This is a genomic window from Terriglobia bacterium (genome assembly GCA_032252755.1).
Lineage (GTDB): Bacteria > Acidobacteriota > Terriglobia > Terriglobales > Acidobacteriaceae > JAVUPY01.
On record JAVUPY010000017.1, the window covers coordinates 66,105 to 89,331 of the forward strand.

Annotated in this window: 17 protein-coding genes; 6 read left to right on the forward strand and 11 right to left on the reverse strand. The window is 57.0% G+C overall.

Annotated features, from left to right (window positions below; all coding sequences use genetic code 11):
* Positions 1-31: 31 nt before the first annotated feature.
* Positions 32-1,333 (reverse strand): TIGR04295 family B12-binding domain-containing radical SAM protein, encoded by a 1,302-nt coding sequence (locus tag ROO76_03105; GenBank protein ID MDT8067134.1) that lies wholly within the window; start codon positions 1,331-1,333, stop codon positions 32-34.
* Entirely contained in the window at positions 1,330-2,436 is a 1,107-nt protein-coding gene (locus ROO76_03110) for a GDP-mannose 4,6-dehydratase (GenBank protein ID MDT8067135.1), read from the reverse strand. The genes ROO76_03105 and ROO76_03110 overlap by 4 nt, the downstream gene beginning before the upstream one ends.
* Positions 2,437-2,730: 294 nt before the next feature.
* Here ROO76_03110 and ROO76_03115 point away from each other — a divergent pair, with 294 nt between their 5' ends.
* The gene (locus ROO76_03115; GenBank protein MDT8067136.1) at positions 2,731-3,762 is read left to right on the forward strand and encodes a quinolinate phosphoribosyl transferase; all 1,032 of its coding nucleotides are present in this window, start codon (positions 2,731-2,733) and stop codon (positions 3,760-3,762) included.
* 55 nt (positions 3,763-3,817) lie between these two features.
* Here ROO76_03115 and msrB read toward each other — a convergent pair whose 3' ends face one another.
* From msrB to ROO76_03140, 5 genes are all read right to left on the reverse strand, one after another.
* On the reverse strand, positions 3,818-4,213 hold the full coding sequence (msrB, locus tag ROO76_03120; protein ID MDT8067137.1) for a peptide-methionine (R)-S-oxide reductase MsrB: 396 nt from the start codon (positions 4,211-4,213) through the stop codon (positions 3,818-3,820).
* Positions 4,214-4,288: 75 nt separating this feature from the next.
* Complete coding sequence (locus ROO76_03125) at positions 4,289-5,101, reverse strand: SDR family oxidoreductase (GenBank protein ID MDT8067138.1); 813 nt, start codon at positions 5,099-5,101, stop codon at positions 4,289-4,291.
* A gap of 83 nt (positions 5,102-5,184) precedes the next feature.
* Positions 5,185-5,751, reverse strand: a complete 567-nt coding sequence (locus ROO76_03130) for a DinB family protein (protein ID MDT8067139.1) — start codon at positions 5,749-5,751, stop codon at positions 5,185-5,187.
* A gap of 194 nt (positions 5,752-5,945) precedes the next feature.
* Positions 5,946-8,579: a PIG-L family deacetylase gene (locus ROO76_03135; GenBank protein MDT8067140.1), complete on the reverse strand. Its 2,634-nt coding sequence runs from the start codon at positions 8,577-8,579 to the stop codon at positions 5,946-5,948.
* Between the two features lie 117 nt (positions 8,580-8,696).
* A complete protein-coding gene (locus ROO76_03140; GenBank protein MDT8067141.1) occupies positions 8,697-9,746 on the reverse strand; it encodes a zinc-dependent alcohol dehydrogenase family protein in 1,050 nt (349 codons plus the stop codon).
* 68 nt (positions 9,747-9,814) lie between these two features.
* On the opposite strand from ROO76_03140, the gene ROO76_03145 reads away from it, so the two are divergent.
* The 3 genes from ROO76_03145 (at position 9,815) to ROO76_03155 (ending at position 15,777) form a co-directional block, all read left to right on the forward strand.
* Positions 9,815-11,251 (forward strand): aminotransferase class I/II-fold pyridoxal phosphate-dependent enzyme, encoded by a 1,437-nt coding sequence (locus ROO76_03145; protein ID MDT8067142.1) that lies wholly within the window; start codon positions 9,815-9,817, stop codon positions 11,249-11,251.
* A 316-nt stretch (positions 11,252-11,567) separates the two neighbouring features.
* The gene (locus ROO76_03150) at positions 11,568-14,930 is read left to right on the forward strand and encodes a TonB-dependent receptor (protein ID MDT8067143.1); all 3,363 of its coding nucleotides are present in this window, start codon (positions 11,568-11,570) and stop codon (positions 14,928-14,930) included.
* Positions 14,931-15,309: 379 nt separating this feature from the next.
* Entirely contained in the window at positions 15,310-15,777 is a 468-nt protein-coding gene (locus tag ROO76_03155) for a nucleoside deaminase (GenBank protein MDT8067144.1), read from the forward strand.
* An 11-nt stretch (positions 15,778-15,788) separates the two neighbouring features.
* Here the strand turns inward: ROO76_03155 and ROO76_03160 are convergent, their stop codons facing one another.
* On the reverse strand, positions 15,789-17,522 hold the full coding sequence (locus tag ROO76_03160; protein MDT8067145.1) for a glutamine--tRNA ligase/YqeY domain fusion protein: 1,734 nt from the start codon (positions 17,520-17,522) through the stop codon (positions 15,789-15,791).
* A 166-nt stretch (positions 17,523-17,688) separates the two neighbouring features.
* Between ROO76_03160 and ROO76_03165 the strand changes: the two genes are divergently transcribed.
* The gene (locus ROO76_03165) at positions 17,689-18,345 is read left to right on the forward strand and encodes a DUF2306 domain-containing protein (protein ID MDT8067146.1); all 657 of its coding nucleotides are present in this window, start codon (positions 17,689-17,691) and stop codon (positions 18,343-18,345) included.
* Between the two features lie 80 nt (positions 18,346-18,425).
* On the opposite strand, the gene ROO76_03170 is transcribed toward ROO76_03165, so the two are convergent.
* Genes ROO76_03170 through ROO76_03180 form a run of 3 tightly spaced genes read right to left on the reverse strand, consistent with a single transcriptional unit; the run spans position 18,426 to position 21,864 of the window.
* Positions 18,426-19,166: a L,D-transpeptidase family protein gene (locus ROO76_03170; protein MDT8067147.1), complete on the reverse strand. Its 741-nt coding sequence runs from the start codon at positions 19,164-19,166 to the stop codon at positions 18,426-18,428.
* 42 nt (positions 19,167-19,208) lie between these two features.
* Entirely contained in the window at positions 19,209-20,228 is a 1,020-nt protein-coding gene (locus ROO76_03175; protein MDT8067148.1) for a hypothetical protein, read from the reverse strand.
* Positions 20,229-20,286: 58 nt separating this feature from the next.
* Positions 20,287-21,864: a porin gene (locus tag ROO76_03180; protein ID MDT8067149.1), complete on the reverse strand. Its 1,578-nt coding sequence runs from the start codon at positions 21,862-21,864 to the stop codon at positions 20,287-20,289.
* 496 nt (positions 21,865-22,360) lie between these two features.
* Here ROO76_03180 and ROO76_03185 point away from each other — a divergent pair, with 496 nt between their 5' ends.
* Entirely contained in the window at positions 22,361-23,212 is an 852-nt protein-coding gene (locus ROO76_03185) for a universal stress protein (protein MDT8067150.1), read from the forward strand.
* Positions 23,213-23,227: the final 15 nt, after the last annotated feature.

A 23,227-nucleotide genomic window follows, 5' to 3' on the forward strand; every position in this document is an offset into this window, starting at 1 on the left:
CCTTTGATCGTCCCTTCTTCAGTTTGAAGCCTCAGCTTTCTTTCTGGACTAACCCTTCCAGTTGCACCAGCGGCGCCGGTTTTTGCTCCTGGATGTCGCTGTAATCCTTGTCGTCGAACGATCCTGTGTAGTAAGCGTGAGCGCGTTCCCAAGCCTCGTCGTCAGGCAGAGCGCCGAATGTTTCGATGTAAAGCGGACTGCCCGGGAACGGGAACATCGGCACGGGCTCGCTCACCCAGACATCATGTTGCTTGAGATTCTCCTGCCAGATACGGATATCGTTCTTGTCGTCGTGCTCGGTGAGGATGAGGTTCGCCTGCACCCATGGGATACGCTGCTTGGCATAGATGAGCAGCTCTGTTATGCGTTCGGTGCTCATCCGGCAGTTCTTGTTCAGATCCTCGCGGCCTTCTTCGGTGATGGACTCAATCCCGACTTCTATGGAGATGGTGTTAGCGCGGCCGAGCAGGTCGAGCGTTTCTTCGTTCCACAGATCGATACGCGTCTGGAAACCGATCTGAACGTTGCGCTCCGCGATAGCTTCGAGAAGGCGACGGACGTTCTTGCCAACCCCGAATATCTCGTCGATGAAGTAGATGTAATCGACTCCACGGTCGACCAGGCGATCGACTTCGAGCAGCACTTCCTCAACCTCGCGCTCGTGGAATTTGTTGCGGAAGAGCGTCTTGTTGCAGAAGGTACACGCCCAAGGACATCCACGAGCAAACTCGAGTTCGGCGCCGCGACCTTCGCCCCAGAAGACGTGATGACGATGCCAGTGCTTCTCGACGTTGTAATTGTCGAAATCAAGCGCCTTGAGGGTCTTCATATCAGCGGCGCCCAGTGTCGAAGCAATGTGTTCACCTTGCTCGTCACGCCAGCAGCATCCGTCGATTTCCTGCCATGGGCGAGAAGCAAGATCGGCAATCGCCTGATCGGGCTCCCCCTTGAGGACGACATCGGCCCCGGTTTTGCGGAGAGCGGCGCGCGGAGTGGCCGAACCGTGCGGACCAATGAGCACCTTAGTGGCTCCTTGGCCTAGCGCGGCAAACCACTCCATGGGGACGCGCAACTCTGGAGGAGGGCATCGCCAGAACAGATACGACGGAGCAGAAGGGATGATCAGAAAATCTGGATGAAAGGAGCGCATTCGCGAGCGCACTTCGTCCAAAGACACGTTATCAGTCTGTGCGTCGATGAGCATGGGCTCGTGGTCCGCCTCCCGAACCTTGTCATAGGCGAACATGAGTTCGAGAGGAACGTGGGGATCGCGGCATCCGAAATAGGTGGATCCCGTGAAATCCCAGTTCGGATTCACGAAGGCGAATTTCATGCGGTTCGCCCCAACTCCAGGCTGGTGTTCTGTGCGGCCTCGGACTCCGACGGCCGAACAGCGGCAATCAGCTCGCGGTTTTTGCGGTACCAGGCGAGCATTCGTTCCAGCACATCACGAACATTCACTTCTGGCCTCCAGCCGGTAATTCGGGTGAGCTTGGAGTAGTCACTCACGTAATACAGCTGATCTCCGGCGCGAAGCCGATCGCGCTCAAAGTCGATTCGCTCACCTGTAAGTTCACGTATGTGTTCGATGAGCTCCAGCAACGAGACTGAGTTCGCTTCACCGCCACCAACGTTGAATACCTCTCCTGCGGTCTGGTCCTGCCGCTCGCGAACGACTTCAAAGGCGCGAAGGAGATCTTCGACATAGAGAACATCACGCACCTGAAGACCGCTGCCGTAGATCGTGATAGGTGCTCGCTGCATGGCAGAGTACAGGAAGTGAGCGACCCAGCCCTGGTCTTCGTTGCCGAACTGGCGCGGGCCCGCGATGCACGACATGCGGAACACCACCGTGGGCAGGCCGTAAATGCGCGCGTAGTCGTGGACGTACTGGTCGGCCGCTCCCTTCGAGCAGCCATAAGGAGAGTGAAAGTCGAGAGGCTGCGATTCGTCGGTCGCCGCTACGTTACCGGTAATGATGTATCGGGTAGGCTGGGCGACGGCGGTTCGGCCCGCGAGATCACCGTAAACTTTATTGGTGGATGTGAAGAGCAAGAAAGGATTGCGGCCCGTTTGCCGTGCGGCCTCGAGTACATTGATAGTTCCACCCACATTAATGTCGAAGTCGTAGCGGGGATCGGCGACGGCAGTCGTCACCGCGACCTGTGCGGCGAAGTGGTAGATCTCTGTCGCGTGTTTGACGACTTTAGCAACTTTGGCCTGATCGCGAACATCTCCGATGGTAATTTGCAGGCGACCGCTCTTGCCCGCGGCCTTCTGGAGGAAGTCGAGGTTATGACGCGCGCCTGGGCGCGAGAGATTGTCGAAGACGTGGACCTTGGCCTCGGTGGACTCGAGCAATCTACGAGCCCAGTTCGAGCCGATAAAACCCGCACCGCCAAGGATCAAAACTGACCGAAACCGCTCCATCTTCATCTTGAAAGGTTCACTCCGAACTCGGAAGTAGACACGCCTTTGGCGCCCTTGGGTAAGTAGATGCGAGGGGTATGCTCTCGTGTTTGCCCCGGCTTGGAAAAGGAAGAGAATGTTTCAAGAAAAGAAAAACCGTCACGTGCAACTAGTCCTCCGGTAAGTCATGCGAGAGAATTTCCGGCGCCGGCGTTGCGCCAAAGCGCGCCAGCGGAATGGCAAGACGCTTGCCTCAAAATGGCTCAAGGTTCTTGAGAGGATGTTAAAGGTGATCCAATCGGATTTAGGAGATATGAAACAGTGATCGACAGCCGCGGGTTGGACCGCTACACGGACCATTACTTCCTCAATTCGCGTATTGCTTTCCAGCACTGCGGTAATCAGCGACGTGTGATGTACCAGGTCTTCCAGCGCGGCGAGGTTATGCTGTGCGGGATGAGTTATGTCCGCGAGTTGCTGAGCTCCATCGGATCGGAGATTGAGATTTCTGCTCTCGACGATGGAGACAGGGTGTCGCCGATGGAGTCGGTAATGCATATTGTGGGACCGATTGACAGGCTCCTGACTTACGAGACCGTGTACCTCGGGCTGCTCGCGCGCATGACTCGGATTGCGACGAACGTGAGCGAGGCAGTGGACGCGGCAGGCGGGAAACCGGTGCTGTTCTTCCCTGCCCGCTTCGACATTCCAGAGGCACAAGAGTATGACGGCTATGCAGCGAAGATCGGCGGGGCTTTCGGGGCTTCGACGCAAGCGGAAGCCGACGCGTTTCACCAGCCCGCGGTGGGCACAATGCCTCACGCCATGATCGCAGCATTTAAGGGCAACACTGTTGCGGCAGCCCTGGCGTATGCAGAAGCTCTACCGAACGAGCCCCTCTGGGCATTGGTGGATTTCGAGAATGATTCGGCGCGAACGGCTGTTGAGGTTTTCAGGGCATTGAGGGATCGTCGGCACCGGCTGGCGGGAGTTCGATTGGATACGAGCCAGGACTTAGTGGATCGAGCCCTGCAGGAGCAGAGAATCGAATCGCCCGGAGTACAACCGCAGCTGGTCTTCGAAGTGAGGCGCCGGTTGGATGAAGCGGGTGCCCGCGACGTGAAGATTTCTGTCAGCGGTGGATTCTCGGCGGAGAAGATTCGGACTTTTGAGGAGAGGAAAACTCCGGTTGACGTCTATGCGATTGGGGAACGCTTTCTGAGAGGCTCGACTCCATTCACATCGGATGTGGTCGGGTATTACGAAGGGGACGCATTCATCCCTTGCGCCAAAGTGGGGCGGGAGTTCCGGCCGAACTCGAGGCTGAAAAGAATGGTATTTCCGGCAAAATGAGCGGCGGCACCTGCCGCCGCGACTGCCGGCTAAATAGTCCTGCGGTATGAACTTTTTACTTCTTATCCAGTTTGAGCGAAGCGCTGTTGATGCAGTAACGCAGGCCTGTCGGGCGTGGGCCGTCAGGAAAGACGTGGCCGAGATGTGAACCGCAGGCCGAGCAGGTGACCTCGACGCGGCGCATTCCGAAGGTGTTGTCGGAGTGCTCTTCGACCTTGTCTTTGTCCATTGCTTCGTAGAAGCTGGGCCACCCGCTGCCGGAATCGTACTTCGTCTCCGAACTGAAGAGATCCTGGCCACACGCGGCGCACTTGTAAGTGCCTGGCACTTTGGTGTGTGCATACTCGCCGGTAAAGGCCGGTTCCGTTCCCTTCTGGCGCAGGACGCGGTACTGCTCAGGAGTAAGTTCCTTCTTCCATTCTTCTTCTGTCTTTTGAACTTTGGCCGTCATTGTTGGTCCACCTGTTGATTAGATGGAGAATGCGCGCGAAAGATACAGAGGATGGAAGATCTGCAATTCGCGCATCTACTTCTTTGCTCCCAGTGCGAGTCCTTCGACCCAGGGACCGGAGCCGAGCAGGGATTGTCCGCCATCGCAGACCATTACAGTTCCCGATATGTAAGACGCAGACTCGCTCCCGAGGAAGATGGCAACTTCGGCGATGTCGTCTTTTGTCCCGAAGCGGCGAAGTGGGATGCTGTGGGTGAGCGTGTCGCGGACCTGCTGGTTCGCAGCGAGGCGCGTCATGCCTTCAGTGTCGTCGATTGGCCCGGGGACGATGGAGTTGACGCGGACTCCTTCAGGACCCCACTCGATCGCCAGCGTGCGCGTGATCATATCGACGCCCGCCTTTGCGGCACATACGTGCGACTGCAACGGCATGGGCGTGAAAGCCTGCGGCGCGGAGATATTAATAATGACAGCTCCGGGTTTGCGCAGAAACTCGTAGGCTGCGCGGCAGGCGTTAAACGTACCGAGGAGATCGATATCGACCACAGACTTGAAGGCATTGGACGACATGCCGGCGGCCATCGCGGGGAAGTTTCCGGCGGCACCACAAACGAGAATGTCGATTGGACCGAGAGCGGAATGGATTTCGGCAATGGCACGAGAGAGAGACGGATAGTCGCGCACGTCGGCGGAAATCCCGATCGCGGCGGTGTCCAGGCTCTTGAGTTTCTCAACCGCCCCGTCGAGCTTCTCCTGCTTGCGCCCGATGATGCCGAGCTTCGCTCCTTGCTGTGCGAACCGTTCGGCGATACGAAGGTTGATTCCGGAACCACCGCCCGTGATGACGGCGAGTTTGTTCGCGAAGAGGCCGTTCTTAAAAGCGGACATAAGAGTAGAGGTACAAGGTGTAGGTACAAGGTGCAAGAGAAAAACATCCTGAACCTTGCACCTTGAACCTTGCACTACGAATTTTATTGTCCGCGGCTGGCCGGTGGAATGATCCCGTTGGAGCGAACGTATTCGACCATCTGGCCATAGTGGTCGTAGGGGTGACTGACACCTAGCATAATGAGGCCGAGGCGGGTGGGCTTATTCTTGCCACCAAAAGGATTCTCGACCTGGCCGTCGATGTTGTCCTTATTCACGCTGGCGAACGCCTTGTGAAGATAGTCGAACGAATCCTTCAGAAACTTGATTTTCTCAGCCTTGGTCTTGAGATCGGGACCGTTTTCGCCCTTGCCGATATCAACGGGGATCTTCTCCCCGAGAAGTGCGGCGCCGATCATGTAGTTGGTCGCACCAACATGCGTAACCTGCTGGCCGAAATTGCGCACGCCCTTGAATTCACCGTTTGTGGGCGCATAGTCGAACTTATCGTCGGGCATAGCTTCCGCGAGTGGGACAAACTCGTGTTCAACGCCTGACAGGGACCGATCGGCAGCCTGGGTGACTGTGGGAGCCGATTGCTGTGCTTGTGCGAACAGCAGCGGTGCCACAAAGAGCACCAGGAACACCGCAAAAACCACGGACTTCTTCATACCATCCTCCTGAATTGAAAACGGCAGAGCCACACATTGTTACGGGAGACTTCGGATCACGGAAATCCTAGTCGTATTGGACGCGCTGTCAACCGAAAGGTTACTCGAGATAGGTTCGCCAGCGGTTCGCTGGCCGAAGAGTCACTGGCGGATGCGCCAACTCCGGATTAGGGTGCCGTTCTTTGCCGGTGAACTCATTGGTGCGCGCTCAGGATGTTCACGAACAACCGCAACGCCCCGGGCACGCCATAGGGCAACTGGCGGAAGAACGCGTAGCCGGTGTAGACGTACGTGCCCTTACCGTAATTGGCGCGCAGCAGGCCGCCCTGGAGCGGCGGTTCGCCGGGATCATGGGACGCAAGGAGCGGGATGAGTTTGCCACCCCAACTACTCATGAAATTGAGGCCACGCTCCTGGATCCAGCCATTGAAATCGGCCTCCACGATGTCGTTCGGGTCGTTAAAGATGAAGTCCTTGGGATCGAGGATTTCAACTGGCGCCTGTTCAACTGTCACTCTGCCGCGACCTAGTTCAGCGGGATACGGGGTGTAATTGCCGGAGTTAAATTCGGAGATGGCGGAATTGTATTGCACGACGAGGGTGCCGCCCTTCTGAACAAATGACAACAGGCGTGCGTTGTTCTTGCGCACGTCCTCGTTCACATCGTAAGCGCGAATACCGAGGATGATGGCGTTGTAGCGCGAGAGATCGCCCGAGGCGAGTTCCTCGGGCGAGATCATGCGGACGCTAAGCCCCGCCTGCCGGAGGACCGACGGAATTTCGTCTCCGGCCCCCATGATGTAGCCGACTTCGAAGTTCTGTGGCAGTTCCAGCCGAACAACGCTGACACGCTGCAGCGCGGGCTGATAGTAATAGGCGGTGCCAAGATCGGGACGCGACACCGTCGTGAAGCCCTGGCTATAGACGTGCCCGTTGTAGTCGAGATTGGCGTTGATCTGAAAACGCATCTCGTGATCGGCATTCGGGAAGAGGTAGAACTTGTACACGCGCTCGGTTCCCTTCCCCTCGATGGAAACAGGCTGCGAAACAGGTTCTACGCGCCAATCGGAACCCGCCGAAACGGACAGCTGTGCGCCACGAATTTTGGGGACGAAGCTGCGGACGCGAACGTTGATCTCGACTGGCTGCGTCTGGCCGACGCGAACGACACGAGTCGGATCCGAAAACAGGACGGAAGCTTCCGGTGCAACGGCGAGCGGAGCCGCACGGGTGCCGCCTTCGAGGACGGAATCCGCTTCAACCAGTTGGGTCACCTTACTTGTAATTCCATTCAACTCGTATTCCACTTCCGCGCGGACCGGAGGTGGTGTAAGCGGTAAACCCAGGTCGGCTGGATTGTCGACTTTGTAGATGGTGTCCACTTCCGGGTCATCCCGATGGAAGTAGGGCTTCGTATATTGTGCGGACGACGAGACTTTGACACTGAAGCGGCGCTCAAGTGGCGAGGCGTTGTCGGGCGGGAGTTCCGTTACGGTCCAACCTTCCGGAGTAAGGATCGCGGCGTGCTGAATGTGCGCTCCTGCGGGCGCATGCAGTTGCAGCTTCACGGTTAACTGCTGCCCAGGAACGATAAGTTCTGCCGACGGCGTTGCGTTCGCATCGAGTTTCGCGTCCAGAGAGACGCCTTCGGCAACATTAATCGCGTGCTCGATGGCGGCATGCGTCGGCAAATGGGCCTCGACATCGTTTAAGGCGACTTTGCCGATACCGGCACGAGCCATCTCGTTATCCAGATCGGTGAGGGTCGTGTCGGCTTCGCCGAGTGCTTTCGCAGCGGCCTGCGGATCTTTCTCCGCGGAGGTTGCGGCGGCCTCGATCCGGGATTGTAGATCGGCGAATAAACCGGGCAAGCGTTCCGACCGATGCGATTCAGGACCCAACCGCTTGACGAGTCCCCTGATCGAAGTGTCGATGCCGTCAAAGAAGCTGTTCTCGTGGCCGTTCTCGTCCAGCGTATTCGGAAGAACGGAGTCCACCAGTTTGTAGCGTGCGTAACGCGGGCCCGACGGGACGTGGAACTGACCCGCGCCCTGCGAGGTCTGATGGCGCAGGCCCTCAATGGCGAACTGCTGGTAACTCGTGCCGAGCAGAGCCGAATCCTTCGTGGTCTCAATCTTTATGGTGTAGTCCGTACTCTCGCGGAACCCTGTACCGATGTAGAGCTTCTTCGCCTGCCAGGGGAGCAGCCCTTCTTCGATCTGCTCTGGAAACTTATTCGGATCGGCGGCAGCGCGGAACGCTTCTTTGGTAAGAATGCCGGCGGCCTGGTGATGCCCGTGTCCGTCATTGGCATTGCCCTGAAAGCGAGAGACGATGACGTCAGGCCGGAAGGTTCGGATGACCCGCACCATATCCGCCAGCGGAACCTCGTGACCCCACTTCTGAAAGGTCTCGTCCGCGGTCTTGCTGAACCCGAAGTCGCAGACGCGAGTGAACCGCTGGTGAACATCGTAGTAGCGGTCGGCGTCCGTGAGTTCCAGCGTGCGAAGCACGCCAAGTTCGTCGAACAGCCCGCTGCCCGTACGGTTCTGGCCTCCCTCGCCGCGATTCAGCGTGAGCAACTCCACATGCACGCCATCTCCGCGCGAAAGCAGCGTCAAAAGGCCTCCGTCTTCGTCATCAGGGTGAGCGGTGGTGTGCAGCAGGCGTCCTGTGTTCTGCAGATGGCGGATAGCCTGCACAAGTCCGGCGGTGCCGGTGTCCTGCGGAAGCGGCGGGAGGCCTTCCTGTGCGGCCTGGGCACTCGCAACTGCGGCGAGCGAGAGAATCAGAAAAATAGCAGTTGCGAAGCGACGCGCTGGTCGCATTCAAGTCTCCGGGTGGGTGATATGAATTGCGCTCTTCATCGGATGCAAGACTGCATACAGACGAAGCAGAAACTGCGCCGACCATTGTAGTGGACGATCCGAGATGTAGCGAGTCTGTCAGGCAAATTGAGTATCGTGCCATCCTCCCACCGTGCCATCCGAAAGAACCTGACTCACTCGCAACACCGCAGCGCCTTCCATCTCGCTGTGCTTCATCGCGAGGATGGCTTCGTTGGCGTGCTCAAGGCGGAATTCGTCCACCGTTGTGTGGATTGGAACTTCGGCAGCGAGAGAGAGGAACTCGCGCACGTCCTGATGCGTGCTGTTGGCGACGCTGCGCAGGACGCGTTCGTGGTAGATCAGGTCGTATGGCATCTGCGGGATGTCGCTCATGGTGATTCCCGCCAGCGCGACGGTTCCGCCCTTGCGGATACCTCGTAGTGCGGTGAGGACGAGCCCTCCCGCGGGTGCGAAGACGATAGCGGCATCGGCGAGCGTGGGCGGAATCTCTTGCGCGGTGCCGACCCAGGCGGCTCCAAGTTCTCGTGCCAGCCGCTGGTGCTTTTCGCTACGGGTGATGACGTACACGTTGCAGCCCTCATGTCTCGCGAGTTGAAGGACGATGTGCGCGGAGCCCCCAAACCCGAGCAGCGCGATGGTTTCGCCCTTGCGAATCCCGCTCAGGCGGTACGAGCGATATCCGATGACTCCAGCACATAACAGCGGCGCAGCGTTGAGGTCGGTAAAGGCCCGCGGGATCGAGTACGCGCTCGCGGCGGGTACGATCACGCACTCGGCGTATCCACCATGGACATGAAAGCCAGTGAACCGTGCACCTTCGCAGAGATTCTCCTGCCCGCGACGACAATACCCGCACGTCCCGTCTGTCGAATAAAGCCAGGGAACCCCCACGCGATCGCCTTCGCGATGAGATTGAACTTCCGCTCCGAGCGCATCGACGGTGCCCACGATCTGGTGCCCTGGAATGACCGGAAACTTCGGCGGATGTATGTCGCCTTCCACTATGTGCAGGTCGGTATGACACACCCCGCAGACGTTCACGCAAACGCGAACCTCGCCGGGGCCAGGCGAAGGCAGCGGCACTTCTTCCAGACGCAGCCCACGCTGCTCGGCGGGCCCTTGTTGGTGGAGAACCATGGCGCGCATAGACGAAGTCTAGCACCGTGATTCAGCCGCGCTATTCTAGAATGAAGCTTCTTCCCATCGGAGCCATCATGCCTACGGAAACTAAGCCTTCCTTTTCCTTTCCCCCTGAAACCGATGAAGCCTGGCAGCAATATGTAGAAGATTTCCGCCGGTCGGGTCATCTGACGGTGGATTGGATTGCCCGCTACTTGGAGCACGTGCGCGAGTATCCGGTTTTGGCGAGGACCAAGCCGGGCGAACTCGTGGACGCGCTGCCGAAGCAGGGGCCAGAGCATGGCGAGTCCTTCGACGCTATGCTGCGCGATTTCCAGGAGATCGTCCTCCCGGCGGTGACGCACTGGAATCACCCGAACTTCTTTGCTTACTTCGCATGTACTGGATCCACGCCGGCCATTTTGGGCGAAATGTTGGCCGCAGCACTGAACACCAACGGCCTGCACTGGAAAACTTCGCCCGCGGTTGCGGAACTGGAGACCGTTGCGCTCGGGTGGTTGCGGCAGTGGATGGGTCTGCCGGATGACTTTTTCGGAATCGTCTACGACACGGCTTCGGTCAGCAGCTTCCACGCAATCTGCGCCGCGCGCGACAAGTTCGATCCGGCAGCGCGGGAAAATGGCCATCCTGCAGGATTAGTGCTGTACACGAGCGACCAGGCGCACTCTTCCATCGAGAAAGGCGCCATTGCCGCCGGGGTCGGCCAGAAGTTCGTGCGAAAAATCCCTTCCGATGCCGAATTCCGCATGGACGTCAACGCGCTGGCGGCGGCGATTGAGCGAGATAAGGAAGCGGGGCTGAAACCGTTCTGCGTCGTTGCAACGTTAGGAACGACTTCCAGCACGAGCGTGGACCCCCTGCCCGCGATCGCCGATCTCTGCGCAAAGCACAATCTGTGGCTTCACGCTGACCTGGCATATGCGGGCGCATGCGCCATCCTGCCCGAGTATCGCGGGACCTTTGCAGGCATCGACCGCGCCGACTCCATCGTGGTGAATCCGCACAAGTGGCTCATGACACCCATCGACCTCAGCGCCTTCTATACGCGGCATCCCGACATTTTGCGGCGGGCCTTTTCGCTCACGCCGGAGTACCTGCGGACGACCGGCGATCCGCGAGAGCATAACCTGATGGACTATGGCGTGCCCCTCGGACATCGCTTCCGCGCCCTGAAGTTCTGGTTCGTGCTGCGATACTTCGGCCGCGAGGGGTTGCAGTCCATTCTCCGATCGCACATTGAGATGGCGAAAGAGTTTGCGTCGTGGGTGGAACAGGATTCGCGATTCGAATTGTCGGCGCCCGTTCCCTTCTCAACGGTTTGCTTCCGATACCGCGGCAGCGATGACGAGAATCGCGCCCTGTTGGAACGAGTGAATGCCGATGGAAAACTCTTCATCTCGCATACCACCTTGGCCGGGAAAATCGTTCTTCGGGTGGCAATCGGGAATCTTGGAACCCGTCGCGAGGACGTCCTCAGGGCTTGGGAGTTAATCCAGCGCCGGACAAATTAGAATTCCCGGGCTGCGCCGAGTCCCAGACGGCACATTATTTTGTGACGGATATCACTATTAAAATCAATAGGTTGTCAGATTATCCCCTTCCAAATTACGGAGCCCACAATCCGGCTTCCCCCGTATGCTATTAAAACTAAAGTGGTTAGTCTCACCACTAAAGTGGAGAAGAACGTGCATCAACTCTGTTGAGCTCCTCTCGCAAACAATCTGGTTCCTGTGGAAGACCGCGATAGGCGCGAGTTTCGGCCAATTACCAATCTTAAACAACCGGAACGCTCGGTCGCGATAGGCGACTGAATCCTATGGAGGCTCTATGAGGTGTTTTACACGCCTGATCGTGACAGTAGCGCTGGTGCTTCTCTGCGCACTCGGGGCGATCGCGCAAACCAGTAACGGCACCCTCGCGGGCGTCGTCACCGATTCGACCGGTGCGGCGATCGTCAACGCGAAGGTAACCGCAACTTCCGTTCAAACCGGAGACGTGCGCACCGCAACAACCAATTCGGTGGGCGCTTACCGCTTTGAATCTCTCCTTCCGGGGACCTATCATGTCGAGGCTACCGCGGATCGCTTCTCCGTCATCAAGTTGAGTGGTGTTCAGGTTGCCGCCTCAATCATCACGTCGGTGAACATCCAGTTGAAGCCCGGCGCAAGTTCGGAAACCGTTGAGGTTTCCGCACAGGCGGTTCAACTGCAAACTGAGAGCGGTGAAATCAGCGACACCATCGGTGCCACCGCGGTCGAATCTCTTCCGATCGCGAATCTGAATGCTTACTCGCTGGCTACTACGCTCCCGGGTATCGTCACGGGCCCTGCGAACGATTTCACTAACGGCACGAACTTCTCTGTCAACGGGAACCGAGCCCGTTCAAACAACTTCCTGATCGAAGGTCAGGACAATAACGATGCCGGTATCGCTGGACAGGGCATGCAACCAGGCAACCTCGAAGCCATCCAGGAAGTCAGCGTGATGACGAACGCCTATGCTGCCGAGTTTGGTCACGGTGGCGGTTCGGTCAATAACCTGATTTTCAAGAGCGGGACGAATAATTTCCACGGCTCGGCTTGGGAGAGGTTCTCAAGTTCGGCCATGGACGCCAATGACCATGGAAACAACTTCAACGGCGTAACGAAAGCAAAGTACCACGAGAATGTTTTCGGATTCGCTCTCGGCGGCCCGATTGTGAAGGACAAGTTGTTCTTCTTCGCTTCGTATCAGTGGGACAAGTACCGCGCTGCTTTGAATGGCGACCCGATTACTGTCTTTACCCCGGCCGGTATTGCTCAACTGAAGGCTCTCCTGCCGAGTGAAAGTGCAGCGCAGCAGGCACAGATAAATACTTTATTGCAGGTTTACGACAACCCTGAATTGCAGGGGCCGTTCAATCCATTGACGATCAATGATGTTCCGCTGGGATTTGATCCGAATATCGCCGGGTTTGACCGCGGAACAGTACAGATCGGCAAGATGCAGCGTGAGGGCATTGCGGCGAACTACGAATCGCCTGAGTTGGACCTGAAGGGCGACTACCTCATTACGCGAAACGATACTCTGAACCTGCGACTGATCAGAACCTACTACACAACCCCCTACGACATCGGTAACTTCTCGACTCAGTTGCCGGGATTCGACACTTACCAATACGGCCCAGCTTACAATGCTGGTATTACTTATACCCATGTCTTTACGCCAAACCTGCTGAACGAATTGCGTATGTCATATGGGCGCATCGGCTTTACGTTTGATTGGCGTCCTGATACTTACAGCAATCCACTGGTTGATAATGGGAATATGCCCGCTGTCAACATCGGTGGCACCTATGCCCTGACCGGGTGGGGACCTCCAAGCGGAACTCCCCAGGGACGTTTCCACAACACCTACCAGTTGCAGGATTCCATAAGCTGGACGACCGGTCGCCACACCTGGAAGTTCGGATTCGATATCGCCGACATCCGCGTGGTTGACACGATTCCCTTCAGCAACTACTTCGGCTCAATCGGTTACTCCGACAGCAGCGTGAACGGCGAAGTTTACAGAGGCATCGCGAACTTCATAGACGGCTTTTCCGGAAGCGGTTCGGCCAGTCAGACCTTTGGCAGCAACCTGGCCCGCGCTCCCATCAAGTCGCAGAACTACTTTGCGCAGGACACCTGGAAATTGCGCTCGAACCTGACGCTCACTCTTGGTGTCCGGTATGAGTACAATAGCCCGTTCGCAAACGAGATTCCGTACCCAGCCATGAACATCAATGATCCGGCCCCGGCCAATTATCCGGTACGGATCGAGCAGAAGAAGGATACGAACGACTGGGGTCCGCGCGTCAGCTTCGCTTATACGCCCCGGATCTGGACGAAGTTGTTTGGTGACAACAAGACCGTGGTCCGCGGCGGCTTCGGTACCTTCTACGATCACGGATTCACTAATATCCTGGATAACAACCTGTCCGGCGCGCCGAATGACGTGCCGGCCACGCTAACGAACAAACCCGTTCCGGCGACTCCGCGTGGTCGAGCGGGATGGTCATGGGCTTATGCAAAGCCACTGCTCTCGCCAATCCTGAATCCTTATGCCAGCGTAACGAGCATCCAGTCCAACCTGAGGAGTCCCGAGATTTACCAGTGGAACTTGAGCGTTGAACGTGAACTGGGAGCCGGGTTCTTCGCCACTGTTGGTTACGTCGGAACGCGCGGCGCGCACCTGTACGGCACCGATGCACTGAACCCGTACATCAACGATCCGAATGATCCGCTATTCCAGTCTGTTTGCGGCGGCGCCACCTACTGCCGCATCTTCCCGGACCGCGGCTCGATCGGAATTCGCGATAATACCGGCGACTCGATTTACCACGGGTTGCAGGCTGATGTGCTGCGGAAGTTCTCGAAGGGCATGGAAGTGCGCGCGAATTACACATGGTCGCATGCTATTGATGACGTCTCGGAGGTCTTTACAACGGGCAACTACTCCACCTACCCGGTCGTACAGTACAACGTTGCGGGACGTGGAGTTTATGACCGTGGTCCCTCCACGATGGATCGCCGTCATCGAGTGGCAATTAGCTATGTGTACACAGTTCCGAACCTGCCTGCGGCGAAGTTTGCAGATAACAAAGCCTTGGCAGTCCTGGGACAGATTTACACGAACTGGCAAATCTCGGGAACGACCTCGTTCCAGAGTGGAGCTCCGGCGAACGTTGAAAATGGCTACTGGCTCGGATCCTATGACTGGAACTGGGACGGCATCGGCAACGACCGCCCGACTCTCGGAAACCCGAAGGCTCCGCTCGATACGTATGGCGTCTACGAGGGCTCCAATGTCTGCGACGGTCCTTCCTATATGAACGGCGATCCGTGCTCACCGGTCGATCCTAGCTCGGTACACTGGATTACCGGAGAACTGTTCGCTGCTGGCGCGCCAAAAGGGATGCTTGGACGCAATTCGTTCCTCACCCACGGCCGGCAGGATTGGACGTTCGCTCTGGCGAAGTCGTTCAAACTTGGAGAAGGAAGCCAGAAGCTGGAATATCGGATGGAGATGTTCAACCCGTTCAACCATGGCAACACTCGTGTTCCTGACCTCACGTTGCAAACTGGCTCAGCTTACGGCGACTTTGCTGATTACCGGTACACCGTTGAAGGCAACCGCAGTATCCGCATGTGGCTGAAGTTGTCGTTCTGACAAACGTTTAGCAGTTGCATCTTTGGGCCAGCCTTCGGGCTGGCCCTCTTTTTGGCGCTTGCGGCCTACCGTCGACCCCCAGAAGAAGTTGTCGCTGACAACGTCCCACAGTGAGCTCCGCCGCTCGCACCCCAACTTTCAAGGGTCTTCCTGTCAACCCGGGTTTTTAGATTTAAGCTCCTTGTTTTCACACTTTTACAGTAAAAATTTCCGCAAATTATTGAAAACAAAGATCCGCAAAATAGGGGGGTAGGGGTCTTCCCGCAAGTATTTGAAAATAAGGCTCCCCCGCTCATGTTGAGTTTGCCGCGGCGCAATCGTCAGCTAGAATGTCTTGGGAACTGAGGAGACGCCATGCGTCTCCTTTTTCGTGAGGGACATGCAAAACGAATTCATGGCGCGAGCGATCGCGCTCTCGATCGAGAACGTGAAGCACGGCAAGGGCGGACCCTTCGGGTGTGTCGTCGTGCGCCATGGCAAGATCATCGCCGAAGGCGCGAACGAGGTGACGGCCACGAAGGACCCCACAGCGCACGCCGAGATCGTAGCCATAAGGAAAGCCTGCAACGCTCTAGGGAGTTTTCAACTCGACGGCTGCGAGATCTATACGTCTTGCGAACCCTGCCCCATGTGTCTCGGCGCCATCTACTGGGCGCGCCCTGCGCGTCTCTATTTCGCATCGACGGCCGAGGACGCCGCTCGCGTGGGATTCGACGACCGGTTTATCTACGAGCAACTCGAGGTCCCCTACGCGGAGCGCACGATTCCGGCCGAGCAGATTATGCGCGAAGAGGCCAAAAAAGCCTTCGCGCTCTGGCGAGAGAGCGCGAGTAAGGTCGAGTATTAGCATGGCCGCGGTTATTTGCCCCGCTGCTCGATTTTCGCCCAGGTGTCTTTCAGAGCGACGGTGCGGTTGAAGGCCAAGCGGTCGCCGCTTGAGTCTGGATCGACGCAGAAGTAACCAAGTCGCTCGAACTGGAACCGATCTCCAGGCTTGGCACCGGCCAGCGTGGGTTCGACCTTTGCGTTCTGCACAACTTCAAGCGAGTTAGGATTCAGGTTCGCGGTGAAGTCCTTCCCTTCCTCAACATGGTTAGGATTCTGCATGTTGAACAGCTTGTCGTAGAGTCGAACCTCGGCATCGAGAGCAGTGGCAGCAGAAACCCAGTGAATCGTAGCCTTTACTTTGCGCTTGTCGGGCGCATTGCCGCTGCGGGTCTCAGGATCGTATGTGCAATGGACCTCAACCACCTCGCCGGCTGAGTTCTTGCGTACATCGGTGCACTTGATGAAGTACCCACCTCGCAGCCGAACTTCGCGTCCAGGCGAAAGCCGAAAGAACTGCTTCGGCGGATCTTCCCGGAAGTCGTCTTGCTCGACGTATAGCTCGCGAGAAAACGGAACCTTTCGCACCCCGGCGGAAGTATCCTCTGGATTCACCGCGAGTTCGAGTTCTTCCTTCTGATTCTCAGGGTAATTGTCGATGACAACTTTCAGCGGGCGAAGCACGGCCATGGCTCGCGGAGCGTGTTTGTTCAGATCCTCGCGAACGAAGTATTCGAGCATGGCGAAGTCGGTGGTGCCGTTAGTCCGCGAGACGCCGACTGCCGCGCAGAAATTGCGGATCGCTTCCGGCGTATAGCCGCGGCGGCGAATGCCGCAGAGAGTGGGCATGCGCGGGTCGTCCCAGCCGCTGACGTATTTTTCCTGCACCAGTTGCAGCAGCTTGCGCTTGCTGAGCAACGTATAAGTAAGGTTGAGGCGGTCGAACTCGATTTGCTGCGATGGAAAGATGCCAAGTTCGCGAATGTACCATTGATAAAGCGGCTGGTGATCGGTGAACTCGAGCGTACACATCGAATGCGTGACGCGCTCGATCGAGTCGGATTGCCCATGCGCGAAATCGTACATCGGATAGATGCACCACTTATTTCCGGTTCTGTGATGTTCGGCGTGCAGGATGCGGTACATCACCGGGTCGCGCATATTCAGGTTCGGAGAGGCCATGTCAATCTTCGCGCGAAGGGTCTTTGAACCGTCCGGAAATTCACCTGCACGCATGCGCTCGAACAGATTCAGGTTCTCTTCTATGGAGCGGTTGCGGAATGGGCTCTCATCCCCCGGTTCGGTGAGGGAGCCTCGATAGCGGCGGATTTCATCCTGCGAGAGATCGTCGACGTAAGCTTTGCCGGCATTGATTAGTCGTACGGCCCACGCGTAAAGCTGGTCGAAATAATCGGATGCGTAGTAGAGGCCGTCCCAGTGGAAGCCGAGCCACTTGACGTCGGCCATGATGGACTCGACGTACTCGGTCTCTTCCTTCTCGGGGTTGGTGTCGTCGAAGCGCAAGTTGGTGTGGCCGCCGAACTCGTCCGCAAGACCGAAGTCGAGACAGATGGCCTTGGCGTGCCCGATGTGGAGATAACCGTTGGGTTCGGGTGGAAAGCGCGTCTGGACGCGACCTTCGTACTTGTTGGTCTTGAGATCTTCAATGAACCTTTCGCGGATGAAATTGCTGGGGGCGGCTGCGGGCGAGCTTTCGGCGGGAGTAGCGGCCGGATTGGAAGTCTCTTCTTTAGAGAGGTTCGACATAATCTGCGGGCACGAAAAGCGCCAAGTTTTATTTTATAACAGGCTGTGGCAGAGCCTCTGAGAGCGGATCCTTGTTGCGCTTTACTTGATCTTCCTGTATTGTCACTCCACTTTCCCCCGGCCAAAGGCGTTGAATCCAAGGTTCATTTCTCCAGAGGTTCGTCCGATGCAAGCAGCACGCCTTACCACGCCCAAGAATCTGTTCTATTTCGCCGTCGCCATTGCCACGCTATTCGTGCTCTACAACAACGAGCGATTCTTCCTGCACGACCGAACGGACCCTGAGTGGGTACACCTTCGTCCGGTCGGCAATTGGATCTTCTTGCATGGCATCCCCGGCGCGATCGCGCTTCTCAGTGCGCCAATTCAGTTTTCGAGCCGCATCCGCAACCGTTATCCCGTATTCCATCGCACCACCGGCTACGTCTACTTCGTCTCAGTTCTGATCGCTGCGCCGTTGGGCATGTATGTCGCCCGCCTGCTTAGCTCGAATCCAGTGAGCTACACGATCAGTTGGGTTCACGGTGGCTGCTGGCTACTCTGCACTCTCATCGCCATCAAGTTGGTACGCAACCGCGACATTACTCGCCATCGTGAATGGATGATGAGGTCTTACTCCTGGGCGCTGATCTTCCTCACCGCGCGGATTGCGATCCGGGTCATCCATCCGACCGACCCGAATACAATCGATGCCATCGTCTGGATCACCATGGGCACCGCAATGCTCTGGCCGCAACTGATCATCAACTGGCGACAAATTTTCCCGAAGCGCAAAACACAGGCCGTGCCGATTGGTCGCACCGCAGTAGCCGCGGGCGATTAGCTCGAACGGAGCGGCAAGTTAGGTAACGCTTCGATCGATTGGTGCGTCAAGGGTAAAGGCTCTTGGAACGGCCCAAGCACTCAAGGAATCTGCCACTGCTTCTGAAAACGCTGGTACTCGGATTCGGGGAGTTGGACCAGCACCGCGTGATCTTTGCGACCGATCCAGTCGACAATGGCCTCGATGTTCTCGATTGGCATTGCAGTGCAACCGGCAGTACCAGTCGTCGAGTTGGTCCACTTATGGAGAAAGATGCAGGAACCGTTACCGGGCACGGCGTGGTCCATGTTGTAGTTGACGATGACCCCCCATACGTACTGAGGTATCTCGCGCATCTTCTCCGAGCTGTTCCAGTCAACGTTCTGCACTTTGAGGCGGTCGACCACCTGCCCGTAATACTGCGACTTGACGTCGTCAACGCACTCCGTGGTGGGAGTTAACGACCTATAGTTTCCCGACTCGGAGAGCGAGGGCGCAAAACCGAACGTGCCCCGATTGAGCGGAAAAATGCCAGCGGGAGATCGGCCATCGCCTTCGTGCTTCACGGGGCCGGGATATAGCTCGGAGTGGCCTCGGGCGAGTGATGGATCCCAGGCAAGGCCATTCTTGCCGACTACGATCTCGATTTTGTCGCCTACTCGCTTCCAGTGCTTGCCATGTCGCTCATAACGCGTCAGGGTTCCCTGAAGATTGTTCCAATCAGGGGTGGTAACGACAATGAGTTTATTCGCCGATGCCAATACCGGGGGGACTTGTGCAAACAGGCTCGCGGTCAAGAGAGTTACGGATCCAATCAGCAGAGTTAGGATGGGCCGAGGCATGCAGCCATGATACTTCGAAAGCGCGCAGCCGTCGCGGTGACCTTACGGTTCTGCAGCGTTGAATTTCGAAGAGAGTGCCATCACTTCCTGTAAACACTCTCGCGCACTTTCAGCAAGAGCGGCTTGGCTATGAAGCAGAAACCAATCTCGCGACTCGGTAAATAGCCGCAAAGCCCGCTCCAGGTGCAGCCTGGGATTTTCGCCAAGCGAAGCTAATCGCAACAGTGCTTGTCCACAATTGAATTGGGCAAAGGCATAGATCCTGGGGGATGCTTCTTCATCGAGTGTACGGAGAGCGAGTTCAAAGTGGCGAAGGGCCGCCAGCGCACGTCGAATGTTTCGTCTTGGATCATCGGCAGACACTGACAACAATGCTGTTCCAATATTGTTGTGGATAGAGGGGCTCCCGGTCCGAAACTCCTGGTTAGAGATCTGCAATGCCCGTCGGTAACAGCGCAAAGCTCGGCAAATATTCTCTCGGCGATCGCCTGTTTTCAATTCTCGGTATGCCGTACCGAGATTCTGAAGGACCTTGGCATATCGCTTCGCGTCCTGATCTCGCGTCCATACCTGTAAGGCTGCGGTGTAATGTTGAACCGCATGCTGCCACTTGTCCGGAGATGACTTCTGAGGACATTCGCACCATGTATTTCCCAGGTTGTATTCCTCCCTCGCCCAATGGTCGAGATCTCCCTGCGACTGATACATGGCGGATGCCTGCCGTTGGCATTCCAAGGCAGCCCCGACCCGTGCCTTTACGGGTAGCTGATGAGATGCCAGATAGGTGTTCCCCAGTGTTGAAAGAACAGAAGCACGATCTTCAATCTTCGCCGAACCCGGCAAGAGTGAAAGTGCATTTTGGAGATGATAGAGCGCAACGTCAGGGTCGACTAAGGGGTGAAGCAGGCAGCCGCCTGCAAAGCAGAGGCCGAGGTGATATTGAACCTTCCACTCTTGCGGAGCGAGTTGGGCAGCGCTTTCCAAGGCTCGGATAGCGGCTTCACATTCATGCCGACTACATTGAGCGGCCGCATTATCCATCAGTTGATCTATGTCTGACATATCAGGCGCTAATCATGCGTTCACGTTGCCAACAGGAACTAATTTCGCTGCACTGCCGCTAAAACGCGATCTGCAGGCGCTCCATCACCGCATGCTCCGTGGGACGATTTCCTATCACCGCACCTTGTCCGAAGCGTGTCTGCTCATAGTTGAAGGCCAGTCTTGTGAAGTAGTTCAAATACCAGTTGAGGCCGACGCACCAGGCACGCGCCGAATTGGCCGACTTGGTGGAATCGGCGAAGCCCACGGTGAAAGCGGTGGGGTCAATCGTCAGTTCGGAGTAGCGCGCAGCCAATTCCCATGCGCCAATTCCGAGCGGGATATTCCCGCCCTCCAGCCCGGTTCGGGGGACAACACCTCGGAACGTCTTCTGCTCGCCCGTGATGACCCACGATCCGGCGATCTGCCAGGCGTGATCGTCAACGGCCTGATTGATCATTTCCCCGGCAGCATTGGTTCCGGCAATTTGCTGGCGCAGAGTCACATATTCCGCCATCAACCCGAACGGGCCCGCATAGTAATGAGCCTGTGGTGAATAAGTGAGTCGCCGACCGTCCGCAATTATGTTTGTCACGCTCTGCGTACCGCTATAAGTGAAGAACGTCGCCTGTCCAGCGGCACTCTTAAAGTTGGGCAGCACTGCGTTCTCATCTTGTCGCCCGGTTGATGCTGCGATGCCAAAGCCCAAGCCCTTCAGGAGCGGCTGCCCACCGCGCGCGAACGGCGTCGCGAAGATGCGGCCCACGACATCCTTGCCATTGTGGGTTGTCGCACCGGTGGGCGCGATTCCGTCGATGTTGCCGCCGGCGGGCGCGCCGTTGAGTACTGCCGCCTGGTATGCAAGGCGACCACGAATGTCCCCATAAAGCTGAAATCCCTCATCACGATTGGGCACAAGATTATTCGTCAGCGATTGTTCGATGAATGTTCGGTCCGCGTCGTTTTGCAGCAGTTCCAGGCCAAGGGGTGTCTTGAACTTGCCACCACGAAGGACGGTGTAAGGCGTCAGCTTAAGATCGGCATAGGCGTCGTAGATTGAGTTTGAGCCGTTTCCGAACTCAGGCATGAAACGAAAACTCACAAACCTGCCAAGATCGCCTTCCAGGATGGCGCGGGCGCGGCGAATATTGAATACATTTATTAGCGGAACTCCCTGCCTGTCGATGAAGGATTTGCCGTCCATTTGCACGTGGCCGCCAAATCTCAACCGGAAGTTCTTGTCCGGGCTGACGATTGAGAACGTATCGCGGCCGGCAGTAACGCCGGGCGCTTCCTTTGCGTTTGCATTGTGTTGCAGGAGGTCACCTCTCTCACCGATCTCCTCCAAGCGGCTGCTCAGGTCCACGGGAGCAGAGGTGGGGGCAGGTCTCACCTGCGAGGCCGCATTGATGCGGTTCCTGAGTTCGATTTGCTCGGCCTTGAGTTGCTGATTTTCCAACTCAAGCTGCTGTATTTTCTGTTCCAGGGCAACAAGCCGAGCTTCCACCTTTGCGTCAGAGGCGGAGTTCACCGCCACTTCTCGCGTGCCCTCATCAGCCGCGGATTGAGCGTGGGCCGGCTGGGTATCGTTCGATTGTGCGCAGGCGAAACCGGCCAGAACGAAAATAGCCGCAGCAGCACCAGTTATGAAACGCATCATTCTCTCCTGAGATCCGTCGCCAACCCAGGAAGCGTCGCCACTGCCGATTCAACGGAAGGTACCGTTAACTCGCAAACCCGTCAGAGTACTGCAATACGGCACATCTCATAACTGCAATCTCGAGACTGCGCTTAGGAAAAAGAATGATGGCTGTATCAACAGGAACTGACGGCATTTCGACTTTCCCTTCCGCCGAACGTCGATTGCCAAAAACCTTTTGGCGAAACGCTAGCTGAGAGCGAACAGCGTAGAGTTGAGCCATTGTGGCCAACACCTCAGTTCGAAACAGTGAGCGTCATCACCGTAACTCGTGAGTTTTGCTGCGCACTGGCGTACGCCTGAGCACTCGGATCGAGAGAGTACCGGCAAATGGACCAAGCAGTTGCTCCACATCACCGATCACCGTGCTATTCATCACGGAATCCCATGACGCGCTTCAGTACTGTGAGGATGATCTGCGCTGCGCTTTGAACGGTAGTTGGGGAGGGTCCCCATGGCAGCTTCCGTCGCCTCCGTCGGTCTTAAGAGCATCCTCGTTGCGCTCGATCTATCCCCAAGATCCCAGTTGGTCTTGGACTATGCCGCTCTGATTGCGCGGCATCACTGCTCCAAGATCATTGCTACGCACATTCTGTATTATGGCTCTCCTTTTCCATATGACGAGATTCCGCCCAGCGGTTTCCAGGACGTCGGAAGCGCGCGGCGAAGCCTCGAATCAATGTTGTCTTCAAAACTTCCCGATGTTGAACACGAGGTCCGGATGTCAGGTGGCGATGATGCGCCAAAAACACTCCAAGCCATCGCGTCTGAATACCACGTAGACCTGATCGTTGCCGGGACACAGGGCAGAAAAGGGCTGAAGAAACTGGTTGCCGGGTCTGTTGCAGAATCACTTCTCCGCCGTGTCAATTGCCCCGTGATGACAATAGGACCCTTGGTAAGCGGGTGCCCGGCAACGGGCAGCTTGCACCATATCCTCGTCGCAACCGATTTCTCATCCGCGTGTGCGCGCGCCTTATCTTTCTCGTGCGAATGGTCTCGCACCTACAATGCCGGATTGACCATCCTGCATGTGTGTGAAGAGTCAGAGGTGGCGGCCTCGAAAGCAAAGCTGCAATGCTGCCCGGAAGCAGGGATCGAGAAACTTGTCGAAACCGGCGATGTTGCAGAACGTATCGCACGAGTGGCAGAACAAAAAGGGAGCGGACTGATCACGATGGCGCTGCATCCTGAATCCCCGTTCCTTGCGTCCCATCTGGGGCGGACCGTTGTGCACCGTGTGATCACGTCCGTGCATTGTCCTGTGCTCACATTCCCCTGCACCGCTCAATCGCCGAACAGGTAGGTCTTGCCGCAGTCT